Here is a 23,704-nt window from a genome sequence, read left to right on the forward strand (position 1 = left end):
TCACTTCGTCTTTTTCTTGTACATGGCGAGCATGCGACTGGTGACGAGGAAGCCACCGAAGATGTTGACGCTGGCGAGGATCAGGGCGACGAAGCCGAAGCCCTGCGCCCAGGCATGGCCGGAGGCAGCGGCCGCATCGACCGCCGCATCGACGCCGACCGCGAGCAGCGCGCCGACGACGATGACCGAGGAGATCGCGTTGGTGACCGACATCAGCGGCGTATGCAGCGCCGGCGTCACCTGCCACACGACGTAATAGCCGACGAAGATCGCCAGCACGAAGACCGAGAGGCGGAAGACGAAGGGGTCGATGGCCCCGCCGGAAACCGCATGGGCGACGGCGCCGGCGACATCGCCGAGCCCACCGGCCGCCTGGTCCGCATAGATCTGCGCGGCGGCGGCAGCTTCCTGCGCGGCACTCGCCGCGGCGCTTGCGGCGTCGGCAGCAGACTTGGCGGCGCTAGCCGCCTGATCGGGCGTAAGACTTGCCATGTTCAGCTGGCCCCCTGCTCAGCAACGAGAATCGGCTTCGGCTCTTCGACCGGCACTGGCGCCGGCGCGTCCTTCGGCTTGAAGGCCGGATGGACGACGGCGCCGTCGCGCGTCAGCACGGTCGCCTTGACCAGCTCGTCGTCCCAATTGACGGCGACGGTCTTGGCGGCCTTGTCGATCAGCGTTTCGACAAAGGCGAACAGGTTCTTGGAATAAAGCTGCGACGCGGTCGCGGCGATGCGGCCGGCGACGTTCAGGTGGCCGACGATCTTCTTGCCGTCGACAAGTGCGACCTCGCCGGGCTTGGCGCCCTCAACGTTGCCGCCGCGCTCGACCGCGAGATCGACCAGAACCGAGCCCGGCTTCATCGAGGCGACCATGGCCGCCGAGACGAGGCGGGGCGCGGCGCGGCCGGGGATCAGGGCCGTCGTGATGACGATGTCCTGCTTCTTGATGTGCTCGGCGACGAGGGCCGCCTGCTTGGCCTGATATTCGGCCGACATCGGCTTGGCGTAGCCGGCGGCGGTCTCGGCCTGCTTGAACTCGTCATCCTCGACGGCGACGAACTTGGCGCCCAGCGATTCCACCTGCTCCTTGGCGGCGGGGCGGACGTCGGTCGCCGTCACCACGGCGCCGAGACGGCGGGCGGTGGCGATGGCCTGCAGGCCGGCGACGCCGGCGCCCATGACGAAGATGCGGGCGGCCGGCACGGTGCCGGCGGCGGTCATCATCATCGGCAGGGCGCGGTCATATTCATAAGCCGCGTCGATCACGGCCTGGTAGCCGGCGAGGTTGGCCTGGCTCGACAGTATGTCCATGACCTGGGCGCGGGTGATGCGCGGCATGAACTCCATGGCGATCGCCGTGACGCCGGCGCCGGCCATGGCGACGACATCCTGCTCATGGCCATAGGGATCCATGGTCGCGACGATCAGCGCGCCGCGCTTGTAGTTTGGCAGTTCCTCGGCGAGGGGCCGGCGAACCTTGAGCACGATATCCGCATCGCGCACGGCATCGGCGGCGGAAGCCGCGATGGTCGCGCCGGCAGCGGCATACTCGGCATCGGGAATGCGCGAGGCGACACCGGCGCCAGACTGCACCGACACCTCGGCGCCCAGCGCGATGAACTTCTTTACCGTCTCAGGCGTCGCGGCAACGCGGCTTTCCAGCCCGTCCACCTCCGCCGGCACACCAATCTTCATGGCGTTTTCCTATGGAGCGGCGGGCCTCGCAATGTGCCCGCTCAGTCAAGTCGTCGGGTATCGCGACATCCGGCAGCCAGGCTGCCGGATGAGTCTATGTCGAACTCAGACCAGGAAAATCGCCATCAGCACCAGGATCACCACGCAGGCGATCGTGCCGTATTTGGTCAGGCCGGTGAAGAACGCGTAGGTTCTCTCATGTTCCGGGTAGTCCATCGGGCTATCTGACATGGTGCATCCATCCTTCAGCGCAAACCAAACGTGAGCGGCCTTTACAACACTTGGGCAGGCCGGGCAATCCGCCATTGCCACCATAGCAAGGACCGGGCCTCGCCATACTCTAGCGGTGCTGAAAAACGGCGATTGGGCGTGATGTCGCAGGCGGAGGGGCAAACAAGCCCCTACCCCGCCAACCGATGCAGCGAGAAGGGGCTCAGGCCAGGCCGACCCCGCCCAGCGCCGCCTTCTGGCGATGGTCGAGCATGTCGCGATCGAAGCCGTCGATGGTTTCGGCGAACAGGCGATGGAAGTTCATTTCCGCCTTCAGGTGCAGGAACACCGAGCCGAGGCCGACGGCCGCGCGGTCCATGAACACGAATTCGCGCGGGACCGTCACCGGCCCCTTCTCCCGCAGCACCTGATGCACCTGGAACGCTTCGCGGCGGCCATATTCCGAAGGCGCCACGCCATCAGCGATGGTGCGGACGCGATCGTCGATCAGCGGGCCATAGATGAAGCGCGCCCAGATGTTGAGCGCCTCGATCAATTCGTTCGAAAGCCCGGCAAAGCCCCAGATCTCATAGGCCGAGACGATCCGGTCGCGGTCGTTGTCGCGCAGCCCGTGGAACAGGTCGACCACGCCGGCGACGAACTTGGCCGGGAAGATGCGCACGCAGCCATAGTCGAGCAGGTTGATGCCGGCGGCCTCGCCCGCCTCGTTCTCGAACACGGTGTAGTTACCCAGATGCGGATCGCCATGGATCACGCCATAGCGGGCAAAGGGCGACCACCAGGCATTGAACATGGCGGTGGCGATCCGGTTGCGCTCGTCGAGCGGCCGGTCGCGATAGTCGAGCAGCCGGTTGCCGTCGAGCCATTGCATGGCGAGCAGCCGGTTGGTCGAGAGCGCCGGCTCCACCTCCGGCACGCGCACCAGCGTCTCGCCGTCGAGCATGATCTTGTAGAGCAGCGCGTGGCGCGCCTCGCGGCCATAGTCCAGCTCTTCGCGGATGCGGTTTCCGATCTCCTCGAAGATCTCGCTGGTGTCGATCGCCTTGTCGATCCGGCGATAGACCGAGAACAGGATCTTCAGCTGCGAGAGGTCGGCTTCGACGGCCGACTGCATGTCGGGATATTGCAGCTTGACCGCCAGCGCCTTGCCATCCCCGGCGATGGCGCGATGCACCTGGCCGAGCGAGGCGGCCGCGGCCGGCGCATGCTCGAAAAGCTGGAAGCGCTTTTCCCAGTTCGGACCGAGCTCCGCCTGCATGCGCCGCTTGACGAAGGGCCAGCCCATCGGCGGCGCATTGGCCTGCAACTGCGACAGTTCCTCGGCATATTCCGGCGGCACGAGGTCGGGCACGGTCGAGAGGATCTGCCCGACCTTCATCAACGGCCCCTTCAGCCCGCCCAGCGCGGCGGCCAGTTCCGAAGCATTCTTGCCCTTGTCGAGCGAGCCGCCGAACAGCCGCGCCCCTGCCACCTTGGCCGCGACGCCGCCGACATTCACGCCGACGCGGGCATAGCGGGACAGGCGGCCGGTAAGACGGTTGCGTTCGGAATCGGACATGGGGGCAAGCTCTCTCGGGAAGGAGACGCGAAGGGAAGCGTGCCCCTAAGATGCGGTGCCGAAAGCCAGAAGCAAGCCGACGCCGGAAAAACCCGCCGCGCTACTCGGTCGCTGGGGGAAGTCTCTCCCGAATCCAGCGGGCCAGGTTTTCCTCGGAGATCTCGCCCGCAGCAAGCCCGAGAATGGCGAGCGTCGCCTCGGCCGGAGACGGCGCGAAACGCACATCGTTGAGACGCAGGAACAGCATCATCGCGACGAAGGCGGCGCGCTTGTTACCGTCGACAAAGGGATGGTTGCGCGCGATGCCGAACGCATAGGCCGCAGCCAGGCTGGCTAAATCGGTTCCGCCATACACCAACTTGTTGCGAGGCCGGACCAACGCCGATTCCAGCGCACCCGCGTCCCGTATCCCCGCCGGCCCTCCGAATTTGGCGATCTGCCGCTCATGCGCGACCAGCACCTCCTCCAGGGTGAGCCAGCGCGGCTCGCTCACTTCGCCAGTTCCCGCAGGGTATCGCGGTATTCGTCCATGACGTCGTCGACGATGCGCATCGCCTTGTCGAATTCCAGATCAAAGGGCGAAAGGCGGATGGAGCCATCGGCATTTTCGGTCACGCTCAGCCATTGGCCCTGCTGCAGGTCGAGCCTCGCGAGCAGTTCCTTCGGCAAAATCAGACCGGTCGAATTGCCGATCTTCTTGATTTCGAGCTTCATGGCGCACACTCCGGTTATACAGAATGTACAACATTCATGACCGGATGGCCATCGCCGGTGCCGAAAAGTCACGGTCGGCCGGTTTCCACCCCCTCGACATTGCCCGGCGTGGCCCGCGCGATCATAGTGCCGGGTCGCCAAACGAGAGACCGGGAGCATCCGATGAGAACCCTCATGTCCAACCAGAAGGAAGCCTTTGAAAACCACCAGGACATGAGACTCTATGCTTATCCGTTCTCCGGAAATGCAGGCGCGCGACGACGCCGCTAGCGAAAGCGAACACTCCCCTCTTCCCGCTCCATCCGCCGCGAATGCCGAACGCGCCTTTCCGCGCGCTGCTTTGCTATCGGAAGATCCGACCGAGGCCTCGACGCCGCGGCTGACCCGCGCGCGGCTTGCCAAGCTGCTCGGCTACTACCGGCCCTATCTGCCGCTGCTGGCGCTTGACCTCGCCTGCGCCGTGCTGATCTCCGTGACGGCGCTGCTGCTGCCGCTCTGCGCCAACCATGTGACGCGCCTGCTGATCGGCGCGGACGATCCGTCGTCGACGCTACCCGCGATCTACGCCATGGGCGGGCTGATGCTGGCCCTGCTCGTCGTGCAGGCATTCGCGACCCTCTTCGTCGACTATCAGGGCCACATGATGGGCGCCAAGATGGAGGCGGCGCTCCGGCGCGAGCTCTTCGCCCACTGCCAGAAGCTCTCCTTCCGCTTCTACGACCGCCAGCGCGTCGGCCAGCTGATGAGCCGCGTCACGCACGACCTGTTCGACGTGGGCGAGCTCTATCACCACGGCCCGGAGGACCTCGCCATCGCGGTCCTCAAGTTCGGCGGCGTGACAGCGATCCTGTTCACGCTCGACGTTCCGCTCGCCCTGATGATCCTCGCCTTCATTCCGCCGGCGGCCTTCTACGCGCTCTATTTCAACAACCGCGTCAACGCCGCCATGCTGCAGGTGAAGGAGCGGGTCGGCGGCGTCAGCGAGCGGGTCGAGGATTCCCTCGCCGGCATCCGCGTCGTGCAGTCCTTCGCCAACGAGGCGCTGGAGAACCAGCGCTTTGAAATTGCCAACCAGCGCTTTCTCGAGGGCCGGCGCATAGGCTATCGCAGCGAGGCGTTTCTCTGGTCGGGCACCACGGTGTTCCCGCAGATCGTGACGGTCATGGTGATCGTCGCCGGCGCGGTCCGGGTCGTTGAAGCCGGGCTCGGCGTTGCCGAACTGCTGACCTTCCTGCTCTGCGTCAGCGTGCTAGTCGACCCGGTCGACCGTCTCGCCAACCTCGCCCGCCTCTGGCAGAGCGGCTTCACCGGCTTCGTGCGGGTGATGGAGATCTTCGAGACGGAGCCTGACATCCAGGATCGCCCCGGCGCGATCGCCCTCGGCCGCGCCCGCGGCGCGATCGCCTTCGAAAAGGTCGGATTCCGCTACGAGGAGGATGGCCCGCATGTGCTCCGCAACCTGTCGCTCTCGATCCGGCCGGGAGAGTTCGTGGCGCTCGTCGGCGCGTCCGGCGCGGGCAAGAGCTCGCTCTGTGCGCTGATCCCGCGCTTCTACGACGTGACGGAAGGGCGGATCCTCGTCGACGGCATCGACATCCGCGACATCCGGCTCGATGCGCTGCGGCGGAACATCGGCATCGTGCAGCAGGACGTCTACCTCTTCGCCGGCACGGTGATGGAGAACCTCCGCTACGGCCGGCCCGATGCCACCGATGCCGAGGTCGAGGCGGCGGCGCGGGCTGCCAACGCGCATGACTTCATCCTGGCGCTGCCGGACGGTTACGACAGCGACATCGGCCAGCGCGGGGTGAAGCTCTCCGGCGGGCAGAAGCAGCGGCTGACAATCGCCCGCGCCATGCTGAAGGACGCACCGATCCTGATCTTCGACGAGGCGACCAGCGCGCTCGACAATGAGAGCGAACGGGCCGTGCAGCAGGCGCTGCTTACTTTGGCGCGCTCGCGCACGACTCTGGTCATCGCCCACCGCCTGTCGACCGTGCAGCGGGCCGACCGGATCCTTGTGCTGACCGAGTCGGGCATCGTCGAGGAAGGCAGCCACGAGGCGCTGATCACGGCAAACGGCGCCTATGCCCGGCTCTACCGGGCGCAGGCGAGTTTGTAGGCAGCCTTCTACAGGCTCCACCATCATCCTGAGGCGCTTCGCGCCAGCGAAGCCTCGAAGGAGGATCCAGCGGGCGAAAGCCGTGTGGCGGTCCCAAGCAACGGTGTTCCTTGAACCCTCCTTCGAGGCCCGGCTTCGCCGGGCACCTCGGGATGAGGATGGAGTTCCAAGTTAGGACGCCCCCTCCTCGTGCGCCCGTGCGAACGGAGCATGGATGCCTGCACAAACAAAAAGGCCGCGCCTGTTCGGGCGCGGCCTTTTCGATACCAGAAACTGGCGCGGCGAATTACGCCTCCATCGCTTCCAGCTCGGAGATGAAGCCTTCGAGCACTGAAAGGCCCTTCTGCCAGAAGGATGGGTCCGTCGCGTCGAGGCCGAAGGGCGCCAGAAGCTCCGAATGGTGCTTGGTGCCGCCTGCCTTCAACAGGTCGAAGTACTTCTCCTGGAAGCCGCTCTCCGACTGCCGGTAGACGGCATAGAGCGAGTTCACCAGGCAGTCGCCGAACGCATAGGCGTAAACGTAGAACGGCGAATGGATGAAGTGCGGGATGTAGGTCCAGAACGTCTCGTAGCCGGAGCCGAGGCGGATCGCCGGGCCCAGGCTCTCGACCTGGACTTCCATCCAGATCGCGTTCAGCTGGTCGGAGGTCAGCTCGCCCTCGCGACGGGCGATGTGGACCTTGCGCTCGAACGAATAGAAGGCGATCTGGCGCACGACCGTGTTGATCATGTCCTCGACCTTTGAGGCGAGCATCGCCTTGCGCTGGACCGGGTCGGTCTGGCTGTCGAGCAGCGCGCGGAAGGTCAGCATCTCTCCGAACACGCTGGCGGTTTCGGCCAGCGTCAGCGGCGTCGGCGCCATCAGCGCGCCCTGCGGCGCGGCCAGCACTTGGTGCACGCCATGGCCGAGCTCGTGCGCCAGCGTCATCACGTCCCGCGTCTTGCCCTGGTAGTTGAGCAGGACATAGGGATGCACGGAGGGCACCGTCGGATGCGCGAAGGCGCCGGGCGACTTGCCCGGGCGCACGGGCGCGTCGATCCAGTTCTTGTCGAAGAATTCCCTGGCGATCTCGGCCATTTCCGGCGCGAAATCGCCATAGGCCGACAGCACGGTGTCGCGCGCCTCGGTCCAGGGAATGGTGCGGCCCGGCACCTTCGGCAGCGGCGCGTTGCGATCCCAATGATCGAGCGCATCCTTGCCGAACCACTTGGCCTTCAGCTTGTAGTAGCGGTGCGACAGGCGCGGATAGGCCTCGCGCACGGCCGCGACCAGCGCATCGACCACTTCGGGCTCGACCCGGTTGGCGAGGTGGCGGGAGGCCGCAACATCCTCGAAGCCGCGCCAGCGATCCGAGATTTCCTTGTCCTTGGCCAGCGTGTTGGTGACCAGGGTGAACAGGCGGATGTTTTCCTTGAAGGTCGCCGCCAGCGCATCGGAGGCCGCCTTGCGCTTGGCCTCGTCCGGATCCTGCATCAGGTTCAGCGTCGGCTCGAGCGTCAGCTCCTCGCCGTTCACGTCGAAGCGAAGCGAGGCCATCGTCTCGTCGAACAGCCGGTTCCAGGCGCCGCGGCCGGTGACCGACTTCTCGTGGAAGAGCTGCTCGACGCGATCCTCGAGCTGGTACGGCTTCTCCTTGCGGACATCCTCGATCCACGGCCGGTAATGCGCGAGCCTGGCATCCGCCTGCATCGCGGTCTCGAGCACGCTGTCCTCGATCCGGTTCAGCTCAAGCGTGAAGAACAGCAGATGCGTTCCGGCATCGGTGATCTTCTGCTGCACGTCGCCATAGAACTTGGCGCCTACCGGATCGGTGGTGTCGCCGGAATAGACGAGACCGGCATAGGAGATGATACGGCCGAGCAATTCCTCCAGCGTCTCGCAGGCGACGATCGCCTCGACCAGGCCGCCATCGCGGGCGAGCGCTTCCAGCTTGCCCTTGTAGGCGGTCTCGAAGGCGACCGAATCGGTCTGCGCCCGGGCGAGGTCGGCGGCCAGCGCGGGCGAGTCCATGCCGGGATAGAGGTCGGCCAGATTCCACTCCGGCAGTGCGCCAAGCGCCGCATCGGCGGGCTGGGTGGCAAGAGCGGAGCTCATGTGAGCCGAGCTCTTCGGGATCGCATTGATGAAGGGCATGGAGGATCCGATAGCGCGAGAAAGATGGTCCATACTTAGGGGCCCACCCCCCTCTCGATCAACCCGCGTGATCGAACGGTGCGCATCGGCGCATCGGGGCCGCACGGGTAACAGGACGTTAACGCGACGATCCGATCATGGACCGACAGGCACCCTGGCGCCGCTCTGCGCCGTGCCGCTCTCATCCCGAAATTGCAAAGCGCCGCATGCCCGCCCAGATCCTCATCGTCGACGACGATCCCGCGCAAAGGCGGCTTCTGGAAGCGGCGGCCGTAGCGCTCGGCCTGGAAGTCGTCGTGCTGTCGGACGGCCGCGCCGCGCTCGAGCGGCTGGCCGCGCCGGATGGCGGACGGTTCGATGCGATGATTCTCGATCTCGTCCTGCCGGAACTCGATGGCATTGGCGTGCTGGAACGCCTGTCCCGAACCGGCCGGACGCTGCCGGTGATCGTCCAGGTGGCGCAGGGCGGGACCGACCAGGCCGCGAGCGCGATCCGCGCCGGCGCCACGGATTTTCTCGTCACCCCCACCTCGCCCGAACGCATCGAAGTCTCGATCCGGAACGCGCTGCGTCTGGGCGCGCTGGAAAAAGAACAGGCGCGGAGCCGCCGCGCCGCTGGCGACACGCTGACTTTCGACGATCTCGTGACGACAAGCCCGGCCATGGCCAGGGTCGTCCAGCTCGGCCTGCGCGCCGCGGGATCGCCGATGCCCATCCTGCTCGAAGGCGAGAGCGGCACCGGCAGGGAGCGCATCGCCCGCGCCATCCATGGCAGCGGCGACCGCAAATCGAAGCCTTTCGTGGCCGTTTCCTGCGGCATGCTCGCCCCCGGCCTGCTGGATGCGACCCTGTTCGGCCTGCAGACGGGCCCCGCCGCCCGACATCCCGGCAAGCTGCAACAGGCCCAGGGCGGGACGCTGTTCCTCTACGGCATCGGCGACCTGCCGCTCGACGTACAGGCCCGGCTGCTGCGCGCGCTCCAGGAGGGTGAAATCGAGCCGGTCGGCGCCAAGCGCCCCCTCCGGATCGACATCCGCCTGATCGCCGCGACCGATCACGACTTGATCGACCGCATCCGGCAGGGGCTGTTTCGCGAGGACCTCTATTATCGGCTCAACGTCTTCCCGATCCGCGTGCCGCCGCTGCGCGACCGGCGCGAGGACATTCCGGATCTGGTCCAGCAATTCGCCGCCCGCTTCGCTTCCGAACAGGGCAAGCGCAGCTTACGCGGTATCGCGCCGGAAGCGCTGGACCTGCTGAGGTCGCAGGCCTGGCCCGGCAATGTCCGGCAGCTGGAAAACGCCGTCTTCCGCGCCGTCGCGCTGGCGGACGGCCCGATGCTCACGCCGGCCGATTTCCCGCAGATCGCCAGCCGCCACGAAGCCATCCCGAGCGCGCCGGTCGCGATCGAGAGCAACGCGGTGATCCCATTCGACCGGCCGCGTCTATCCGACGCGCCGCCAACCGCCCTGGCGCCACAGGGCGACGCTACGATCGCCGCCGTCGATGCCGGCGGCGACGTCCGGCCGCTGGCCGAGATCGAGGCGGAGGTGATCCGGCTGGCGCTCGATCGCTACCGTGGCCGCATGGCAACGGTGGCGCGGAAACTCGGCATTGGCCGCTCGACTCTCTATCGCAAACTCAAAGAACTCGGCATTGCCGAGACGGGCGAGAAATCCGGGGCCGGGAAGATTGCGGCAGAGTGACGTGGATCGCAGCGCGGTCCATGGAATTGATGTCTACAGGTGCCAGGCACCGACCGTGACGGTATCGCTCCGGTACGGCTCGAAAGGTTCGGAAGTCATGAAGGGTTCGGGCGAGATGATGTTCAAGGCGACGAAGACACTCCTGGCAGGCGCGGCGCTGATCGGGTTGTCGGTCGGCTCGGCCCATGCCTACCTGCCGGAAGGCAAGACGTTTCGCGAGCGCGCAGGCAGCGCCGCCAGCCTGACCCTGGCCGACGTCGCCAGCGATCCGGCCGCGCGCGCCCTGAAGGGCTTGCTCACCGCGCCGCAGGAAAAGCTCTCGTTCAACGACAAGCGCGACCGCGCCGCCATGGTCGAGTTCTATGCCGAGCGTGACTATCAGCCTGTCTGGATGGTCGAAGGCGTCTACACGCCCCAGGCGCGCCGGATCATGGACCGAATTGCGGCCGCCGCCGAAGACGGGCTCGACCCCGCCGCCTACAAGCTGCCGCCGGCGACCCTGGGCTCCAGCACCCCGGCCGGCCCGGATATCGCGGCCTCGGTCGACATGCTGCTCAGCAAGGCGGTCCTCACCTATGCCCGCCAGGCCTATGCGGGCCGGCTGGATCCGTCCTCGATCAGCAAGCTGATCACGCTGAAGCCGCTGCTGCCCGATCCGATCGAGGTGTTGACCACCGTCTCGACCGCCAGCGACGGCGCGGCGGCGATCGCCGGTTACAATCCGCAGCACGAGGGCTATCGGCGCCTGAAGCAGGCGCTCGCTACCGCGCGCGGCGGCGAGACCGCGACGGTTCATGCGCCGGTACCCGGCGGCAAGTCGATGAAGGTCGGCCTCTCCGATCCGCGCGTGCCGCTGCTGCGCGCCCGCTTCGACCTGCCGGCGCCGAGCGAGGCGCCCGAGGTCTATGACGAGACGCTGGCGCAGGCGGTGAAGAGCTTCCAGGCCGACAAGGGGCTGAAGGCGGACGGCATCGCCGGTAACGCCACGGTCGCCTTCATCAACGGCACGGGCAAGTCGAACACCGCGGAAATCATCGCCAATATGGAGCGCTGGCGCTGGATGCCGCGCGACCTCGGCGCCTTCCACATCATCGCGAACATCCCCGAATACAACGTCCGCGTGGTCGAGAACGGCAAGGTGATCCACACGACCCGCGCGGTCGTCGGCAAGATCACCAACCAGACCCCGGTCTTCTCCGACGCTATGGAATCGATCGTCGTCAATCCGAGCTGGAACGTCCCGGCTTCGATCACGATGAAGGAAATGCTGCCGGCGGTTCGGCGCGACCCGAGCTACATGTCGCGCAAGGGCTATCAGGTGCTGGCGAATGTCGATGGCAAGTTCCGCCCGGTCGATCCGCAGATGGTCGACTGGAGCAACGTCAACGCGCGCCAGATCATGATCCGCCAGCCGCCGGGCGACGACAACGCGCTGGGCAACGTCAAGTTCCTGTTTCCCAACGAGCACTCCGTCTACCTGCACGACACCCCATCGAAGAGCTTTTTCAAGCGCGACGACCGTGCGCTCAGCCATGGCTGCGTCCGCGTCCAGGATCCCCTGGAATTCGCCGACGTGCTGCTGGCGCATCAGGGCGGATGGTCGCAGCAGCGCCTTCGCAAAATGGTCGGCGGCAAGGAAAAATGGATCAATCTGCCGAATCGGATCCCGATTCACCTGACCTATTTCACGGCTTTCGTCGACGATAATGGCGTTGTCCAGACCCGCCCGGACATTTACGGCTTCAACGCCAGGGTCGAAAAAGCGCTCGGCCTGCAGGGCTGAAACCGGCCCGGCGCCTTGGGTTGCAGGGCGCCGGCCCGCTGTTTCCGGCGATGAAATGTGCGAAACCGCGCTGGACGATGTCCTGCGCGGTTTTCTTTTTGCCCCTCAAATGCCACGATTGCCGCCGACTGTTGCGAAATGACAATGCCGTGATCGGCAGGTGAACCCCGGAAACGGGGTCCAAGAAAGGTCGATTACGGTAAATGCTGGTTAACTCTCTTCAAGCATTCTGCCCTTTACGGGGGCCCATTCCGGGCAAGGACGCAGAAGCACATTGATTAAGCAAACCGATCAGTTCGAGCGAGACCGGAGCCTGCTGCAGCGTTGCAGCACCGCTTTTCGCATGCTCCTCGCAACCACCGTCGTTGCCGGCTCAATGGTCGTCACGGCGCCCATCGATGATGCAGACGCCGCCGCGGGCGACCGCGCGCTCAAGCTGCACAACGCCCACACACAAGAGACGGCCACCATCGTCTTCAAGCGCAACGGCCGATACGACCCGGCCGGGCTGAAGCAGCTCAACGTGTTCCTGCGCGACTGGCGCAAGAACGAGCCGACGAAGATGGATCCGCAGCTCTTCGACCTGATCTGGGAAGTGTACCAGCAGGCCGGGTCGCGCGTGCCGATCACCGTCATCTGCGGCTATCGCTCGCCCGCGACCAACGGCATGCTCCGTTCGCGTTCCCGCGGCGTCGCCAAGCAGAGCCAGCACATGCTCGGCAAGGCGATGGATTTCTACATGCCGGACGTTCCGCTGGCCAAGCTCCGGGCCATCGGCCTGAAGATGCAGGTTGGCGGCGTCGGCTTCTACCCCACCTCCGGCTCGCCCTTCGTCCATATGGACACGGGCAGCGTCCGCCATTGGCCGAAGATGACGCGCGAACAGCTCGTGCGGATCTTCCCGAACGGCAAGACGCTGCATGTGCCGTCCGATGGCAGGCCGCTTCCCGGTTATGAGCAGGCGCTTGCTGCCTACAAGGCCCGCAAGGCCGGCGGCGGTTCGGTCATGATGGCCAGCGCCTCGTCGAGCAAGGGCAAGTCTTGGTTCAGCCGCCTGACCGGCAATGATTCCGCCGACGAGGACGATATCCCCGCCGTCGCGGCTCCGGCTGCGAAGCCGGGCAAGGCTCCGGCCGCGATGGAAGCCGATGCGGATGCCGTCCAGGTCGCCGCCGTCGCCAAGACCGACGAACCGGCAGCCGAGGAGGCCGTGCCGTTTGCAACGGCGTCCGCACCGCTGCCGCGCCCGGCCCCGAACCGCGAGGCCGAAGCCGTCGTCGTCGCAGCCGCCGATACCGAAGCCGTTGGCGCTTTCCCGCCGGCTCCGCGCCGTTCGCCGGTCGCCCGTCCCATCATGGCGATGGCCAGCGTCGCGCCGATCCCGCAGGCATCGCCTGTGCAGCCGGCGCCGGCCTATGGCAGCGGCATCACCGATACGCTCGCGGCGCTTGAAGCGACCAGCTCGGCCAGGGCAAACGCCCAGGTCGCGGGTCTGCGCAAGTCCGGCACCGCGGCGGACGCCATCGCCGAGGCCGTTGGCAAGGGCAAGCCCTCCAGCGACGCGATGATGGCCTATGCCGCACCGCTGACCTTCGACGAGACCGCTGCGCCGCATATCGACGCCGCGACGGGCGCGATCGTCGCCGGCCACGCCGCCAAGACGGTTGCCAAGGCCTCGGCTACCGGCGGAGCCAAGCTCGCGTCGCGGGGCAATGCCTCGGGACTGCAGGCCGCAGCGCCGGTTGTTGCCAACGATCCGCTCGCTCGCCTGACGCCGGTTGCCTATGAGGCCGCGACGATCGAACTGGTTACCCGCACCGGCTCGACCCGTCAGAAGCCCTACGCCAACCTGCAGATGCCGACGCCCTTCCTGATGCCGGAACTGTTCACGGCACCGGAGCGCTCGATCCGCCTCGGCTTTGGTCGCATCGCCTATGAAGGCCTCCGGACGGACCGCTTCGCCGGCCCGCTGGTCCATCACCTCGGCACGCAGGAATTCGCGCAGCTCGAGACCATCGGTCGGACGGCCTTCCTGAAGCGCTGACCGCAGGCAGCAATAGAAAAATCAAAAGCGCCGTAGCGACATGCTGCGGCGCTTTTTTTTGGCCGGCTTTTGCCTCCGCCGCCCGAGCGCGCCGGGACGAGCCAAGTAGCGGATGGCCAAAACGCCCAGGCACGAGCATGCCTGCCCGGGGCCATGGACGGCCCGCTCGGTCAGGGAATCGCTTAGAGAATCGGAGAGCTTGGACGCAGGCCGGCGCGGGGCTCAGCGAGCGGCGCGCTTCAAAAGGGCGAACGGGACCTGTCGGCTGCCGCAGGGGGCTGATATAGGCTGTTGATCAGCCCTGAGAGGAAGCGCGCGCCATGACCGAGAAAAACGATCGCTTCAAGAAGGCCCCACGTAAGAAGGCGGCCCCGGTAAAGCGGGTATCGCTGTCGGCGGAGGCCCGCCAAGCCTATGAAGACCTGGTGCGGACGCGCGACGAGCGCGAGCGGGCCTATGGCCAGCATCTGCCGGCCGAGAACAAGGGCAAGTAGCCCCATCGGGATGCCCACCGGCGGCGCACGATCGGAGCAGCGCTCCGATCGACCCCGTCGGACGGAATGGCTGGATCAGACCATGCCGAGCGCGTTCTTGTAGAGTTCGAGGATCGCCTCTTGCTCTTCGCGCTCATTGGCGTCCTGCTTGCGCAGCGCCACGATCTTGCGCAGCGCCTTGGTGTCGTAGCCATTGGCCTTCGCCTCGCCATAGACGTCCTTGATGTCGTCGGCGATCGCCTTCTTCTCTTCCTCGAGTCGCTCGATCCGCTCGACAATGGATCTGAGCTGGGCGGCGGCGACGCCCTGGACTTCGTCTTCAGCCATGGTGGGGAACCTCAAAAAAGTTTGGCGACAGGCGAGCGTGAGTGCCCGACTTAGCCGAATGGGTCAAGTCCACAAAGGACGTGCCGGTGCGTCAATGGTCCGGGCGATTGGCCGCGAAGGCCGCCTGCTGTTCCGCCGACGCCTCGCGCTGGTTCAGCTTCTGCCACTCCGCATAGGGCATGCCGTAGACGATCTCGCGCGACTGCTCCTTGGAGAGTTCAATCCCCTTCGCCTCGGCGGCCTCGCGGTACCAGTTCGACAGGCAATTGCGGCAGAAGCCGGCGAGATTCATCAGATCGATGTTCTGCACATCGCTGCGCGTCCGCAGATGCTCGACCAGGCTGCGGAAAGCCGCCGCCTCGAGTTCGGTCGTCGTTTGGGGGTCCAGTTGGGTCATGACAGCCTGCCTTCGAAAGTGAGGGGACCCGAAGGTCCGTTGCCGGGGCTTGCCCGTTGCCGCTAGCGGGGGTCGGCGAGCGAGCCGTAGAATTCGACGTGGTGCGGCGCTTCGCCAACCTTGAGGTCGGTGAGCACGCCGGCCAGCCGATCGGCCCATTCGGCGACGCCGGCGGGATCGGCGATCAGGTCCTGGCGGATCTCGACCAGCGCATGCGCGAGCCCGCGCCGGGTCGCGTGGCGGTAAAGCGTGTCGCCCTTCAGAGCCCCATGATAGGGCTCGTTGTCGCCGACGACGATGGCGGGATCGCGCGCGAGCCCCTCGATCAGCGGCCGGGCCAGCCGCGGGTCGGCATCCCACAGGATACCCGCATGCCAGGGACGCGGCTGGCCCTTCCAGAGCGGGGTGAAGCTGTGGATCGACAGGATCATCGGGATCCGCCCGGTTTCCATGCCGGCCTCGATCGTCCGGTTCACCGCATCGTCATAGGGCTGGTAGAAGCGCGCGATCCGGCGCTCGCGCTCCTCGCCGTCGATCCGCGCATTGCGCGGGATCACGGCGCCGTCCGAGAGCCGCATGATCAGGGTCGGGTCGTCGAGGCCGCGATTGGGGTCGATCAGCAGCCGGGAAAAATGCGACAGCACGGCCGGCACGCCGAACCGCGCGGCCAGCGCCCGCGTCAACGCTTCCGCGCCGATGTCATAGGCAATGTGGCGCTCGAATTCGGAAGGCGGCAGGCCGAGCGAGTCATAGTCCGCCGGCACATGGCTGGAGGCATGGTCGCAGAGCAGGATCAATCCCGCGCCCGCATCCCCCGGGAGGATCTCGAAGACGGCATCGGCGGGCACGGCTTCGGCAGCCGGCATCGGATTTAAAGCATCGCGCATGGTTAAATCATAGTGACCCGGCCGGACGGCTGCCATAGGAATGTGCTGCCCTTCCCGCGAGATCGCCTTGCCCTCTGCTTCGCCAACCACGCCGCCCCCCGCCTCCGTCGCCGCCTTCGCGATTCCCGCCCTCATCCTGGGCGCGATGGCGATGGGCATTTCGCCGATCTTTGTCCGCCTGACGGATGTCGGCCCCTTCGCCAGCGCCTTCTGGCGCGTCGGGGGAGCGTTGCCGCTTCTGCTCGCCTGGGCGCTGTTCGAGGCGCGCCGGTCCGGCGCACCGCTGAGCTCGATCTGGCGGATCGACGGCGCGATCCTGGTGGCCGGGGGACTGTTCGCCGGCGACCTGCTGTTCTGGCATCTGGCGATCCTGAAGACGAGCGTCGCCAACGCCACCTTCCTCGCCACCATGGCGCCGGTCTGGGTCGTGCTGGGCTCGGGCCTGCTGATCTGCGAAAAGGTCGGGCGCGGCGTCCTGGCCGGCCTCGCGCTCTGCCTGCTCGGCGCCACCTTCCTCATCGGCATGAGCTGGCGCATCCGCCCAGAGCATCTCGACGGCGACCTCTACGGCGTCATCACCTCCTTCTTCTTCGGCTGCTATTTCCTGGCGGTCCGGGTGGCGCGCCGCCGATCCTCGGCCGGGAAGATCACCTTCCTGTCGACGCTGATCACAAGCGTCATCCTGCTCGCCGTGGCGCTGGCGACGGAGCCGCGCATCCTGCCCGATTCGATCGAGAGCGCCGCTTCGCTCGCAGGCCTTGCCTTCATCAGCCATGCCGGGGGGCAGGGCATGCTCGCTTTCGCGCTCGGCCATCTGCCTGCCGCTTTTTCAGCGCTGGTAATCTTCCTGGAAGCGGTCGCCGCGGCCTTGGCCGGCTGGCTGTTTCTCGGCGAGGCCGTCTCGATGGCGCAGGCCATCGGCGGCGCCCTCATCCTCGCCGGCATCTTCATCGCCCGACCGCAACGCGGCGGTTGACGAAAAGGGTTTTAGCCATCATGCAGCCGCGTTTATTTTGATTATCAGAGAAATGCGATTCATCGGACTGAAATCGGCGGCAAGCCCGCAGCGGACGCGGCTTCTGGAGCCCGCCGCTTCGCCTATCCCAAGGTTGACAGCTGGAAAGCAGCAGCGCCATAAAGCAGCCTCCTGCCTCAACCGGTTCGCGACCTCATCGATGCGATCATACGAGCTTCGACATTGGCCGCGCTCGGCCCTTCTCGCCTTCATTGTCGCTTTGGGAGCGTTGTTCCTGCAATCGGCGCCGGCGTCTGCCGATCTGCGCCTCTGCAACAAGACGCCCAGTCGTGTCGGCGTCGCCATCGGCTATAAGGACAAGAAAGTCTGGACGACCGAAGGCTGGTGGAACGTCCCCGTCAATAGCTGCGAGACGCTCGTCAGCGGCACGCTCGTGTCACGCTACTATTACGTCTATGCGGTCGACTACGACCACGGCGGCGAGTGGAGCGGCAAATACGTGATGTGCACGAAAGACAAAATGTTTACCATCGAAGGCACCGAAGATTGCGTGCCGCGTGGATTTAACCGTTCCGGCTTCTTCGAAGTCGATACCGGCGAACAAACCAGCTGGACGATCCAGCTCAACGAACCTGCACAGCAAGGAGCGCAACGCAAATGAGACGGTCGCGTAAGGTCAAGATTCTCGCGACCCTGGGTCCGGCTTCTTCCGACAAGAAGATGATCGAGGCCCTGTTCCGGGCCGGCGCCGATGTGTTCCGCATCAACATGAGCCACACGACGCATGAGAAGCTGAACGATCTCGTTCGCATCATCCGCGCCGTCGAAGCCGATGTCGGTCGCCCGATCGGCATCCTCGCCGACCTCCAGGGTCCGAAGCTGCGCCTTGGCGCCTTTGCGGACAAGTCGATCGACATCTCGGTCGGCCAGAATTTCACGCTCGACAGCGATCCGACCCCCGGCACGCAGGGTCGCGTCTTCCTGCCCCATCCCGAAATCCTGGAAGTGCTCGAACCCGGCCACCGTCTGCTGATCGACGACGGCAAGGTTCGCCTTCGCGTCATCTCGACCAATGGCAAGAGCGCGCTCACGACCGTCGAAGTCGGTACCAAGCTCTCCGACCGCAAGGGCGTCAGCGTCCCGGATTCGACGATCAAGACGGGCGCGCTGACCGAGAAGGACCGCGCCGATCTCGACGCCGCCCTCGAGGCCAATGTCGACTGGATCGCGCTTTCCTTCGTGCAGCGTCCCGACGACGTCGCCGAAGTGCGCAAGATCGCCGCCGGCCGCGCCGGCATCATGTCGAAGATCGAGAAGCCGCAGGCCGTGCAGCGTCTGGCCGAGATCATCGAAATCTCCGATGCGCTGATGGTGGCGCGTGGCGATCTCGGCGTCGAGATGCCGCTGGAGCAGGTTCCGGGCATCCAGAAGCAGATCACCCGCGCCTGCCGCCGCGCCGGCAAGCCGGTCGTCGTCGCCACCCAGATGCTGGAATCGATGATCACGGCGCCGGTCCCGACCCGCGCCGAGGTCTCCGACGTCGCCACCGCCGTCTATGAAGGCGCCGACGCCGTCATGCTGTCGGCCGAATCCGCCGCCGGCGCCTTCCCGATCGACGCCGTCGCGACGATGGACCGGATCGCCACCCAGGTGGAGCTCGATTCGAACCACAAGAACATCATGCACGCCCAGCGCACCGAGCCGGAGGCGACCGGCGCCGACGCGATCTCGGCCGCCGCGCGCCAGATCGCCGAGACGCTGAACCTCGCCGCGATCTGCTGCTACACCGCTTCGGGCTCGACCGGCCTGCGCGCCGCCCGCGAGCGTCCGCAGACCCCGATCATCGCCCTGTCGCCGATTGTCTCGACGGCCCGGCGCCTGTCGGTCGTGTGGGGCCTGCACTGCGTCGTCAGCGACGATGCCTACAATCTCGACGACATGGTGAACCGCGCCTGCTTCATCGCCAACCGCGAGGAATTCGCGAAGCCCGGCGACCGGATCATCATCACGGCCGGCGTGCCGCTCCGCACGCCGGGCGCCACCAACATGCTGCGCATCGCCTATGTCGGCACCGGCGCGGAAGAGGGTCGCCGCTAGGCGGCTCTCCGGGCTGGTTACGGCCCATACCGGGTCCGCCCTACTAGGAACCTGCCCTTCCCTATCCGGCTTCGCCGCAGACATAGAAAAAGCCGGCCTCCTCGCGGAGGTCGGCTTTTTCTATGTGCGAATGCTCAGGCGAGCCGGAACTGTCGAAATCGTTCGGAGAGAGCGCCGGCCGCTAGATTTCTCGCCCGTCGATTTCGGGCTCCAGCTTCTTGATGGCGTCGCGGACCTGGTCGTCGAGATAGGGATCGATGGCGATCGCCTTCTGAAGGGCGATCAGCGCTTCCTTCTTGCGGTCGATCTCGTTCAGGATCATGCCCAGGCCCGCCAGGGCGCCGAAATGGCGGGGCTCCAGCGCCAGCACCTTTTCCAGGTCCGAGAGCGCCTTGCCATATTCATCCTGCAGGAAGAACAGCGTCGCGCGCCGGTTCCAACCCTCGATATAATCGGGCCGCAGCGTGGTGACGGCATCCAGATAATCGAAGGCGCGGGGGAAGTTCTTGGCCGAGATCGCCTCGGTCGCCCACAGCATCAGCAGGTCGACCGTGTCGCTGCCGGAATTGCGCCAACGGCGCTGCAGTTCCGCCTCGACGGCAGCACCGGCTGCCTCGTCGCCCGGCTTGGCGAGCGAGGTGAAAAGCTGGTCGATGCTCTGGCTCGCCAAACCATTACTCTTGTCCGCCGAATCGGCAGCACCAGGCGGTGCGGCAAGAGCCACCGACGAGAGAGCGGTCAACGCGACGATAGAAATGACAAATGCCCGCATGATGGCAATTTAAGCCGTCATGCGGGCATCGTCAAAATCTAATCCGGATGGCACGCCGTGGCGCGCCCGCCAATTAGCCCTGACGGGCTTTGTAGCGCGGATTGACCTTATTGATGATGAATACACGGCCCTTCCGGCGCACGAGCCGGTTGGCGCGGTGACGCCCGAGAAGGGACTTGAGCGAGTTCTTGATCTTCATGGCGCGACGCTCGCGAAAGGGTTCTGGGAACGACACGAGCGCCGGGGCGCCCGCTCGAAAATTCGGCCGGACCATAGGCAGCGCGGCTATGGCTTGTCAACACGAACGGGCCAGAATCCGGTGATTCCGAGCTGCGACGTAACGTTATGCGGCAAAGTTCGGAACGATTGCCCCGCTGGACAGTTTCTTACGCGGACGGGGTTAAGCGGAGTGAGTGAGATGCCTAATAAAGATCAACGCACCGGATCTGGCAATTTTGCGAACGACCCGAAACGAGCCTCCGAAATGGGCAAGAAGGGCGCAGAGCAGTCCGGACAGCGCCAGCAGGGCCAGACCTCTGAGAAGGGCCCGCAGCAGGGTTCGCATGGATCCCAGAACAAGGATCACGATTCCTCGCACAAGGGCGGCCAGCGCTGACGGCGCCCAAGGATCGACCCCTCTCAATCGATCCTCCCGATCGACCCGCCCCTCCCCGGGCGGGTCTTTTTTTGCCAGACGCCTCACCGAGCTGTGCGCCCAGGGTCCATCGAGGATCGGCATACGCTCCTTGGTCAGCCCGGCCGGCGCGACGACAGCACGTTGCGGATCGCGAAGCTCGAGTGGATGCGGGCGACCCCCGGCAGAGCGGACAGGATCTCCTTATGCACCCGCTCGAAATTGGCAGCCCCGTCCACCTCGACCCGGAGGAAATAATCGGAGCCGCCGGTCATCAGGAAGCACTCGCGGATCTCGGGATATTTCCGCACCGCCGCCTCGAAGCGGTTCAGATATTCCTCCGTCTGCCGGTCGAGCGTGATCTGCACGATGACGGCGATCCCCTCCTCCGCCCCGGTCCCGACCAGCGCCGTATAGCCCCGGATGATTCCGGTCTGCTCCAATATGTTGACCCGCCGCAGGCAGGCGGAAGGCGACAGCCCCACGGCTTCCGCGAGCTTGGCGTTGCTGATCCGGGCATTGAGGCGCAGCAGCCGGATAATGTTGCGGTCGATGGCGTCGAGACCGGACATGCAGTTTCTTTCAATCCATCGCAGAAACGATCTTTAAGATCTCTTCTATCGCACAAAGACGCACTCTTCGATCGGAAGTTCGCAGGATGAAGCAATATGCTGATCCGAGGCGGAGGGGTGGGCAGCGATGAACGAGACCGTGAGGCTGACAATGGCGAGCGGCGTGGATGAGACGTCCGCCTGCGGGCGGCTGACCATCGACCTCGCCGCGCTGGTCGAAAACTATCGCAGGCTCAGCCGGAGGGCGGCGCCGACGCCGGTCGCGGCCGTCGTCAAGGCCGACGCCTACGGCCTCGGCGCGGCGGAGGTCGTGCCGGTGCTGCATTCGGCAGGGTGCCGCGACTTCTTTGTCGCCCATTTCATCGAGGCGGTGCGGCTGAAGCCTTTCCTGCCAGGTGACGCCAGGCTTTATGTCCTGAACGGGCTGATGCCGGGAAGCGAAGGTGCCTGTGCCGATCTCGGCGCCATTCCCGTGCTGAATTCGCTCGATCAGGCAAAGGCCTGGTCGGCGCTGGCCTTGGCACGCGGCATCGAGCTGGAGGCGGCGCTGCAGGTCGATACGGGCATGGCCCGGCTGGGCCTCTCCCTGCCGGAGTTGCAGGCGCTGGCGACTGACCCAGCCGGGTTGGCCGGCATCCGCCTGACCCTGATCATGAGTCATCTCGCCTGCGCCGATCAGCCCGACCACGCCGCGAGCCCGAGCCAGCTTGCCGGGATGCGAACCGCCAGCGCGCTCTTCCCCGGCATTCCCGTCTCCTTCGCCAATTCCGGCGGCGTGTTTTTGGGTCCGGAATATCGCGGCGATCTCGCCCGTCCCGGCGTGGCGCTCTATGGCGCAGCCCCAACCGTGGCCGAGGAAAACCCGATGCACCCGGTCGTCCGGCTCGACGTGCGCGTCATCCAGACTCGCACCGTCCCGGCCGGCACGGCGGTGGGCTATGGCGGCGCCTATCTCACCCCGCGCGAAACCCGCATCGCCACGCTCGCCGCCGGCTATGCCGACGGCCTGCCGCGCTCGCTTAGCAATCGCGGTGCTGCGTGGTTCGAGGGAACGCGACTGCCGATTATCGGCCGGATCTCGATGGACAGCCTCATGGTCGATGTCACGGCGCTTGCCGAAGACGCCCTCGCGCCCGGCACGCTGGTCGAGATGATCGGACCCAACCAGACGCTAGAAGCGGTCGCGGCCGACGCCGACACTATTTCCTACGAGATCCTGACCCGTCTCGGTCAGCGCTACCATCGGCACTACGCATATCCGTCAAGCCGCGAAGGCGGACAGGGGCAGTCATGAAGATCACCATTCTCGGGGCCGGCGTCATCGGTGTGACCTCAGCCTATTATCTGGCCAAAGCGGGGCACGAGGTGACGGTCATCGACCGGCAGCCTGGCCCGGCGCTGGAGACCAGCTTCGCCAATGCCGGCGAGATCTCGCCCGGCTATTCCTCGCCCTGGGCCGCCCCCGGCATCCCGCAGAAGGCGATGAAGTGGGTGTTCATGAAATATGCCCCGCTCATCATCCAGCCGATGCTGGATGCGGATACCTGGCGCTGGGTGATCGCGATGCTCGGCAACTGCACCTCGGCCCGTTACGCCGTCAACAAGAGCCGCATGGTCCGGCTGGCGGAATATTCCCGCGATTGCCTGATCGCGCTGCGCGAGGAAACCGGCATCGAATATGACGGCCGCGCGAAGGGCACACTGCAATTGTTCCGGACGCAGAAGCAGCTCGACGGCATCGGCAAGGATATCGCCGTGCTGAAGAGCGACGGCGTGCCGTTCTCGGTGCTCGACCCGGCCGGCTGCATCGCGGCGGAGCCCGGCCTCGCCCATGTGCGCGAGAAGATCGTCGGCGGGCTGCAGCTTCCCCATGACGAGACGGGCGACTGCTTCAAGTTCACCAACGAACTGGCCAAGCGCGCGGAGGCCCTGGGCGTCACCTTCCAGTATGGCGTCGACATCCTCGGCATCCGCACCGAAGGCAAGCGCATCGTCGCCGTGAAGACGACGCGCGGCGAGATCACCGCCGATCGCTTCGTCGCCGCCATGGGCAGCTTCACGCCGCAGTTGCTGAAGCCGCTCGGGCTGCGCGTGCCGGTCTATCCGGTCAAGGGCTACTCGATCACCGTCCCGATCGTCGACGAAAGCCGCGCCCCCGTTTCCACCGTCATGGACGAGACCTACAAGATTGCCATCACCCGTCTCGGCGACCGGATCCGGGTCGGCGGCATGGCGGAGATCGCCGGCTTCAACCGCGACCTGCCGCCATCGCGCAAGGCGACGCTGGTCTATTCGGTGGAAGATCTGTTCGGCGGGGCCGGCGACCAGTCGCAGGCCAGCTACTGGACAGGCCTCCGCCCCATGACCCCGGACGGCACGCCGGTGATCGGCGCGACGGAGTACAGCAATCTCTACCTCAACACCGGCCATGGCACGCTGGGCTGGACCATGGCCTGCGGGTCGGGAAAGCTCCTCGCGGACCTGATCGACGGCAAGAAGCCGGATATCCAGTCCGACGATCTCAGCCTGGCGCGCTATGGCAGCCGGATGGCGGCCTGAGAC

At 65.9% G+C, this 23,704-nt stretch carries 24 protein-coding genes; 11 read left to right on the forward strand and 13 right to left on the reverse strand.

Annotated features, from left to right (window positions below; all coding sequences use genetic code 11):
• From ABIE08_RS12385 to ABIE08_RS12410, 6 genes are all read right to left on the reverse strand, one after another.
• The gene (locus tag ABIE08_RS12385) at window positions 1–492 is read right to left on the reverse strand and encodes a proton-translocating transhydrogenase family protein (RefSeq protein ID WP_354551310.1); all 492 of its coding nucleotides are present in this window, start codon (window positions 490–492) and stop codon (window positions 1–3) included.
• Window positions 493–494: 2 nt separating this feature from the next.
• Complete coding sequence (locus tag ABIE08_RS12390) at window positions 495–1,694, reverse strand: Re/Si-specific NAD(P)(+) transhydrogenase subunit alpha (RefSeq protein WP_354551312.1); 1,200 nt, start codon at window positions 1,692–1,694, stop codon at window positions 495–497.
• A gap of 105 nt (window positions 1,695–1,799) precedes the next feature.
• The gene (locus ABIE08_RS12395) at window positions 1,800–1,925 is read right to left on the reverse strand and encodes an aa3-type cytochrome c oxidase subunit IV (protein WP_354551313.1); all 126 of its coding nucleotides are present in this window, start codon (window positions 1,923–1,925) and stop codon (window positions 1,800–1,802) included.
• 202 nt (window positions 1,926–2,127) lie between these two features.
• A complete protein-coding gene (locus ABIE08_RS12400) occupies window positions 2,128–3,483 on the reverse strand; it encodes an ABC1 kinase family protein (RefSeq protein WP_354551315.1) in 1,356 nt (451 codons plus the stop codon).
• Window positions 3,484–3,583: 100 nt separating this feature from the next.
• A complete protein-coding gene (locus ABIE08_RS12405; protein ID WP_354551316.1) occupies window positions 3,584–3,976 on the reverse strand; it encodes a type II toxin-antitoxin system death-on-curing family toxin in 393 nt (130 codons plus the stop codon).
• Window positions 3,973–4,197, reverse strand: coding sequence for an AbrB/MazE/SpoVT family DNA-binding domain-containing protein (locus ABIE08_RS12410; protein ID WP_354551317.1), 225 nt, complete (start codon window positions 4,195–4,197; stop codon window positions 3,973–3,975). Before ABIE08_RS12410 ends, ABIE08_RS12405 begins: the two co-directional genes overlap by 4 nt.
• 223 nt (window positions 4,198–4,420) lie before the next feature.
• Here ABIE08_RS12410 and ABIE08_RS12415 point away from each other — a divergent pair, with 223 nt between their 5' ends.
• Window positions 4,421–6,319: an ABC transporter ATP-binding protein gene (locus ABIE08_RS12415; RefSeq protein ID WP_354551319.1), complete on the forward strand. Its 1,899-nt coding sequence runs from the start codon at window positions 4,421–4,423 to the stop codon at window positions 6,317–6,319.
• Window positions 6,320–6,605: 286 nt separating this feature from the next.
• Here the strand turns inward: ABIE08_RS12415 and ABIE08_RS12420 are convergent, their stop codons facing one another.
• Complete coding sequence (locus tag ABIE08_RS12420) at window positions 6,606–8,414, reverse strand: M3 family oligoendopeptidase (protein WP_354551321.1); 1,809 nt, start codon at window positions 8,412–8,414, stop codon at window positions 6,606–6,608.
• A gap of 245 nt (window positions 8,415–8,659) precedes the next feature.
• Here ABIE08_RS12420 and ABIE08_RS12425 point away from each other — a divergent pair, with 245 nt between their 5' ends.
• From ABIE08_RS12425 to ABIE08_RS12440, 4 genes are all read left to right on the forward strand, one after another.
• Window positions 8,660–10,159, forward strand: coding sequence for a sigma-54-dependent transcriptional regulator (locus ABIE08_RS12425; protein WP_354551322.1), 1,500 nt, complete (start codon window positions 8,660–8,662; stop codon window positions 10,157–10,159).
• A gap of 55 nt (window positions 10,160–10,214) precedes the next feature.
• Window positions 10,215–11,942 (forward strand): L,D-transpeptidase family protein, encoded by a 1,728-nt coding sequence (locus ABIE08_RS12430; protein ID WP_354551324.1) that lies wholly within the window; start codon window positions 10,215–10,217, stop codon window positions 11,940–11,942.
• 343 nt (window positions 11,943–12,285) lie between these two features.
• A complete protein-coding gene (locus ABIE08_RS12435) occupies window positions 12,286–13,986 on the forward strand; it encodes a DUF882 domain-containing protein (RefSeq protein WP_354551325.1) in 1,701 nt (566 codons plus the stop codon).
• A gap of 320 nt (window positions 13,987–14,306) precedes the next feature.
• Entirely contained in the window at window positions 14,307–14,480 is a 174-nt protein-coding gene (locus ABIE08_RS12440; RefSeq protein ID WP_354551327.1) for a hypothetical protein, read from the forward strand.
• A 75-nt stretch (window positions 14,481–14,555) separates the two neighbouring features.
• Here ABIE08_RS12440 and ABIE08_RS12445 read toward each other — a convergent pair whose 3' ends face one another.
• The 3 genes from ABIE08_RS12445 to ABIE08_RS12455 form a co-directional block, all read right to left on the reverse strand.
• Window positions 14,556–14,807, reverse strand: a complete 252-nt coding sequence (locus tag ABIE08_RS12445) for a DUF2312 domain-containing protein (RefSeq protein ID WP_266330224.1) — start codon at window positions 14,805–14,807, stop codon at window positions 14,556–14,558.
• Between the two features lie 91 nt (window positions 14,808–14,898).
• The gene (locus ABIE08_RS12450; protein ID WP_354551328.1) at window positions 14,899–15,204 is read right to left on the reverse strand and encodes a DUF1244 domain-containing protein; all 306 of its coding nucleotides are present in this window, start codon (window positions 15,202–15,204) and stop codon (window positions 14,899–14,901) included.
• 62 nt (window positions 15,205–15,266) lie between these two features.
• The gene (locus ABIE08_RS12455; RefSeq protein ID WP_354551330.1) at window positions 15,267–16,091 is read right to left on the reverse strand and encodes an N-formylglutamate amidohydrolase; all 825 of its coding nucleotides are present in this window, start codon (window positions 16,089–16,091) and stop codon (window positions 15,267–15,269) included.
• Between the two features lie 67 nt (window positions 16,092–16,158).
• Between ABIE08_RS12455 and ABIE08_RS12460 the strand changes: the two genes are divergently transcribed.
• Genes ABIE08_RS12460 through pyk form a run of 3 tightly spaced genes read left to right on the forward strand, consistent with a single transcriptional unit; the run spans window position 16,159 to window position 19,164 of the window.
• The gene (locus ABIE08_RS12460; RefSeq protein WP_354551331.1) at window positions 16,159–17,067 is read left to right on the forward strand and encodes a DMT family transporter; all 909 of its coding nucleotides are present in this window, start codon (window positions 16,159–16,161) and stop codon (window positions 17,065–17,067) included.
• A gap of 52 nt (window positions 17,068–17,119) precedes the next feature.
• The gene (locus ABIE08_RS12465) at window positions 17,120–17,728 is read left to right on the forward strand and encodes a DUF1036 domain-containing protein (protein WP_354551333.1); all 609 of its coding nucleotides are present in this window, start codon (window positions 17,120–17,122) and stop codon (window positions 17,726–17,728) included.
• Entirely contained in the window at window positions 17,725–19,164 is a 1,440-nt protein-coding gene (gene pyk / locus ABIE08_RS12470) for a pyruvate kinase (protein WP_354551334.1), read from the forward strand. The genes ABIE08_RS12465 and pyk overlap by 4 nt, the downstream gene beginning before the upstream one ends.
• A gap of 181 nt (window positions 19,165–19,345) precedes the next feature.
• Here pyk and ABIE08_RS12475 read toward each other — a convergent pair whose 3' ends face one another.
• Both ABIE08_RS12475 and ykgO read right to left on the reverse strand, forming a co-directional pair.
• Entirely contained in the window at window positions 19,346–19,834 is a 489-nt protein-coding gene (locus ABIE08_RS12475; protein WP_354551335.1) for a hypothetical protein, read from the reverse strand.
• A gap of 175 nt (window positions 19,835–20,009) precedes the next feature.
• Window positions 20,010–20,135, reverse strand: coding sequence for a type B 50S ribosomal protein L36 (ykgO, locus tag ABIE08_RS12480; RefSeq protein ID WP_018181353.1), 126 nt, complete (start codon window positions 20,133–20,135; stop codon window positions 20,010–20,012).
• 285 nt (window positions 20,136–20,420) lie between these two features.
• Here ykgO and ABIE08_RS12485 point away from each other — a divergent pair, with 285 nt between their 5' ends.
• The gene (locus ABIE08_RS12485; protein WP_354551337.1) at window positions 20,421–20,552 is read left to right on the forward strand and encodes a hypothetical protein; all 132 of its coding nucleotides are present in this window, start codon (window positions 20,421–20,423) and stop codon (window positions 20,550–20,552) included.
• Between the two features lie 134 nt (window positions 20,553–20,686).
• On the opposite strand, the gene ABIE08_RS12490 is transcribed toward ABIE08_RS12485, so the two are convergent.
• Window positions 20,687–21,142 (reverse strand): Lrp/AsnC family transcriptional regulator, encoded by a 456-nt coding sequence (locus ABIE08_RS12490; RefSeq protein WP_354551339.1) that lies wholly within the window; start codon window positions 21,140–21,142, stop codon window positions 20,687–20,689.
• Window positions 21,143–21,269: 127 nt separating this feature from the next.
• Between ABIE08_RS12490 and alr the strand changes: the two genes are divergently transcribed.
• The gene (alr, locus tag ABIE08_RS12495; RefSeq protein ID WP_354551340.1) at window positions 21,270–22,436 is read left to right on the forward strand and encodes an alanine racemase; all 1,167 of its coding nucleotides are present in this window, start codon (window positions 21,270–21,272) and stop codon (window positions 22,434–22,436) included.
• Window positions 22,433–23,701: a D-amino acid dehydrogenase gene (locus ABIE08_RS12500; protein ID WP_354551342.1), complete on the forward strand. Its 1,269-nt coding sequence runs from the start codon at window positions 22,433–22,435 to the stop codon at window positions 23,699–23,701. The genes alr and ABIE08_RS12500 overlap by 4 nt, the downstream gene beginning before the upstream one ends.
• Window positions 23,702–23,704 lie beyond the last annotated feature (3 nt).

It is taken from the genome of Kaistia defluvii, assembly GCF_040548815.1.
In the GTDB taxonomy this organism is placed as follows: Bacteria; Pseudomonadota; Alphaproteobacteria; order Rhizobiales; family Kaistiaceae; genus Kaistia; species Kaistia defluvii_A.

Coding starts and splice junctions, on each gene's coding strand:
- ABIE08_RS12385 (WP_354551310.1), bottom strand. CDS start 492: ATGGCAAGTCTTACGCCCGATCAGGCGGCTAGCGCCGCCAAGTCTGCT.
- ABIE08_RS12390 (WP_354551312.1), bottom strand. CDS start 1,694: ATGAAGATTGGTGTGCCGGCGGAGGTGGACGGGCTGGAAAGCCGCGTT.
- ABIE08_RS12395 (WP_354551313.1), bottom strand. CDS start 1,925: ATGTCAGATAGCCCGATGGACTACCCGGAACATGAGAGAACCTACGCG.
- ABIE08_RS12400 (WP_354551315.1), bottom strand. CDS start 3,483: ATGTCCGATTCCGAACGCAACCGTCTTACCGGCCGCCTGTCCCGCTAT.
- ABIE08_RS12410 (WP_354551317.1), bottom strand. CDS start 4,197: ATGAAGCTCGAAATCAAGAAGATCGGCAATTCGACCGGTCTGATTTTG.
- ABIE08_RS12415 (WP_354551319.1), top strand. CDS start 4,421: ATGCTTATCCGTTCTCCGGAAATGCAGGCGCGCGACGACGCCGCTAGC.
- ABIE08_RS12420 (WP_354551321.1), bottom strand. CDS start 8,414: ATGAGCTCCGCTCTTGCCACCCAGCCCGCCGATGCGGCGCTTGGCGCA.
- ABIE08_RS12425 (WP_354551322.1), top strand. CDS start 8,660: ATGCCCGCCCAGATCCTCATCGTCGACGACGATCCCGCGCAAAGGCGG.
- ABIE08_RS12435 (WP_354551325.1), top strand. CDS start 12,286: ATGCTCCTCGCAACCACCGTCGTTGCCGGCTCAATGGTCGTCACGGCG.
- ABIE08_RS12440 (WP_354551327.1), top strand. CDS start 14,307: ATGACCGAGAAAAACGATCGCTTCAAGAAGGCCCCACGTAAGAAGGCG.
- ABIE08_RS12445 (WP_266330224.1), bottom strand. CDS start 14,807: ATGGCTGAAGACGAAGTCCAGGGCGTCGCCGCCGCCCAGCTCAGATCC.
- ABIE08_RS12450 (WP_354551328.1), bottom strand. CDS start 15,204: ATGACCCAACTGGACCCCCAAACGACGACCGAACTCGAGGCGGCGGCT.
- ABIE08_RS12455 (WP_354551330.1), bottom strand. CDS start 16,091: ATGCGCGATGCTTTAAATCCGATGCCGGCTGCCGAAGCCGTGCCCGCC.
- ABIE08_RS12465 (WP_354551333.1), top strand. CDS start 17,120: ATGCGATTCATCGGACTGAAATCGGCGGCAAGCCCGCAGCGGACGCGG.
- pyk (WP_354551334.1), top strand. CDS start 17,725: ATGAGACGGTCGCGTAAGGTCAAGATTCTCGCGACCCTGGGTCCGGCT.
- ykgO (WP_018181353.1), bottom strand. CDS start 20,135: ATGAAGATCAAGAACTCGCTCAAGTCCCTTCTCGGGCGTCACCGCGCC.
- ABIE08_RS12485 (WP_354551337.1), top strand. CDS start 20,421: ATGGGCAAGAAGGGCGCAGAGCAGTCCGGACAGCGCCAGCAGGGCCAG.
- ABIE08_RS12490 (WP_354551339.1), bottom strand. CDS start 21,142: ATGTCCGGTCTCGACGCCATCGACCGCAACATTATCCGGCTGCTGCGC.
- alr (WP_354551340.1), top strand. CDS start 21,270: ATGAACGAGACCGTGAGGCTGACAATGGCGAGCGGCGTGGATGAGACG.
- ABIE08_RS12500 (WP_354551342.1), top strand. CDS start 22,433: ATGAAGATCACCATTCTCGGGGCCGGCGTCATCGGTGTGACCTCAGCC.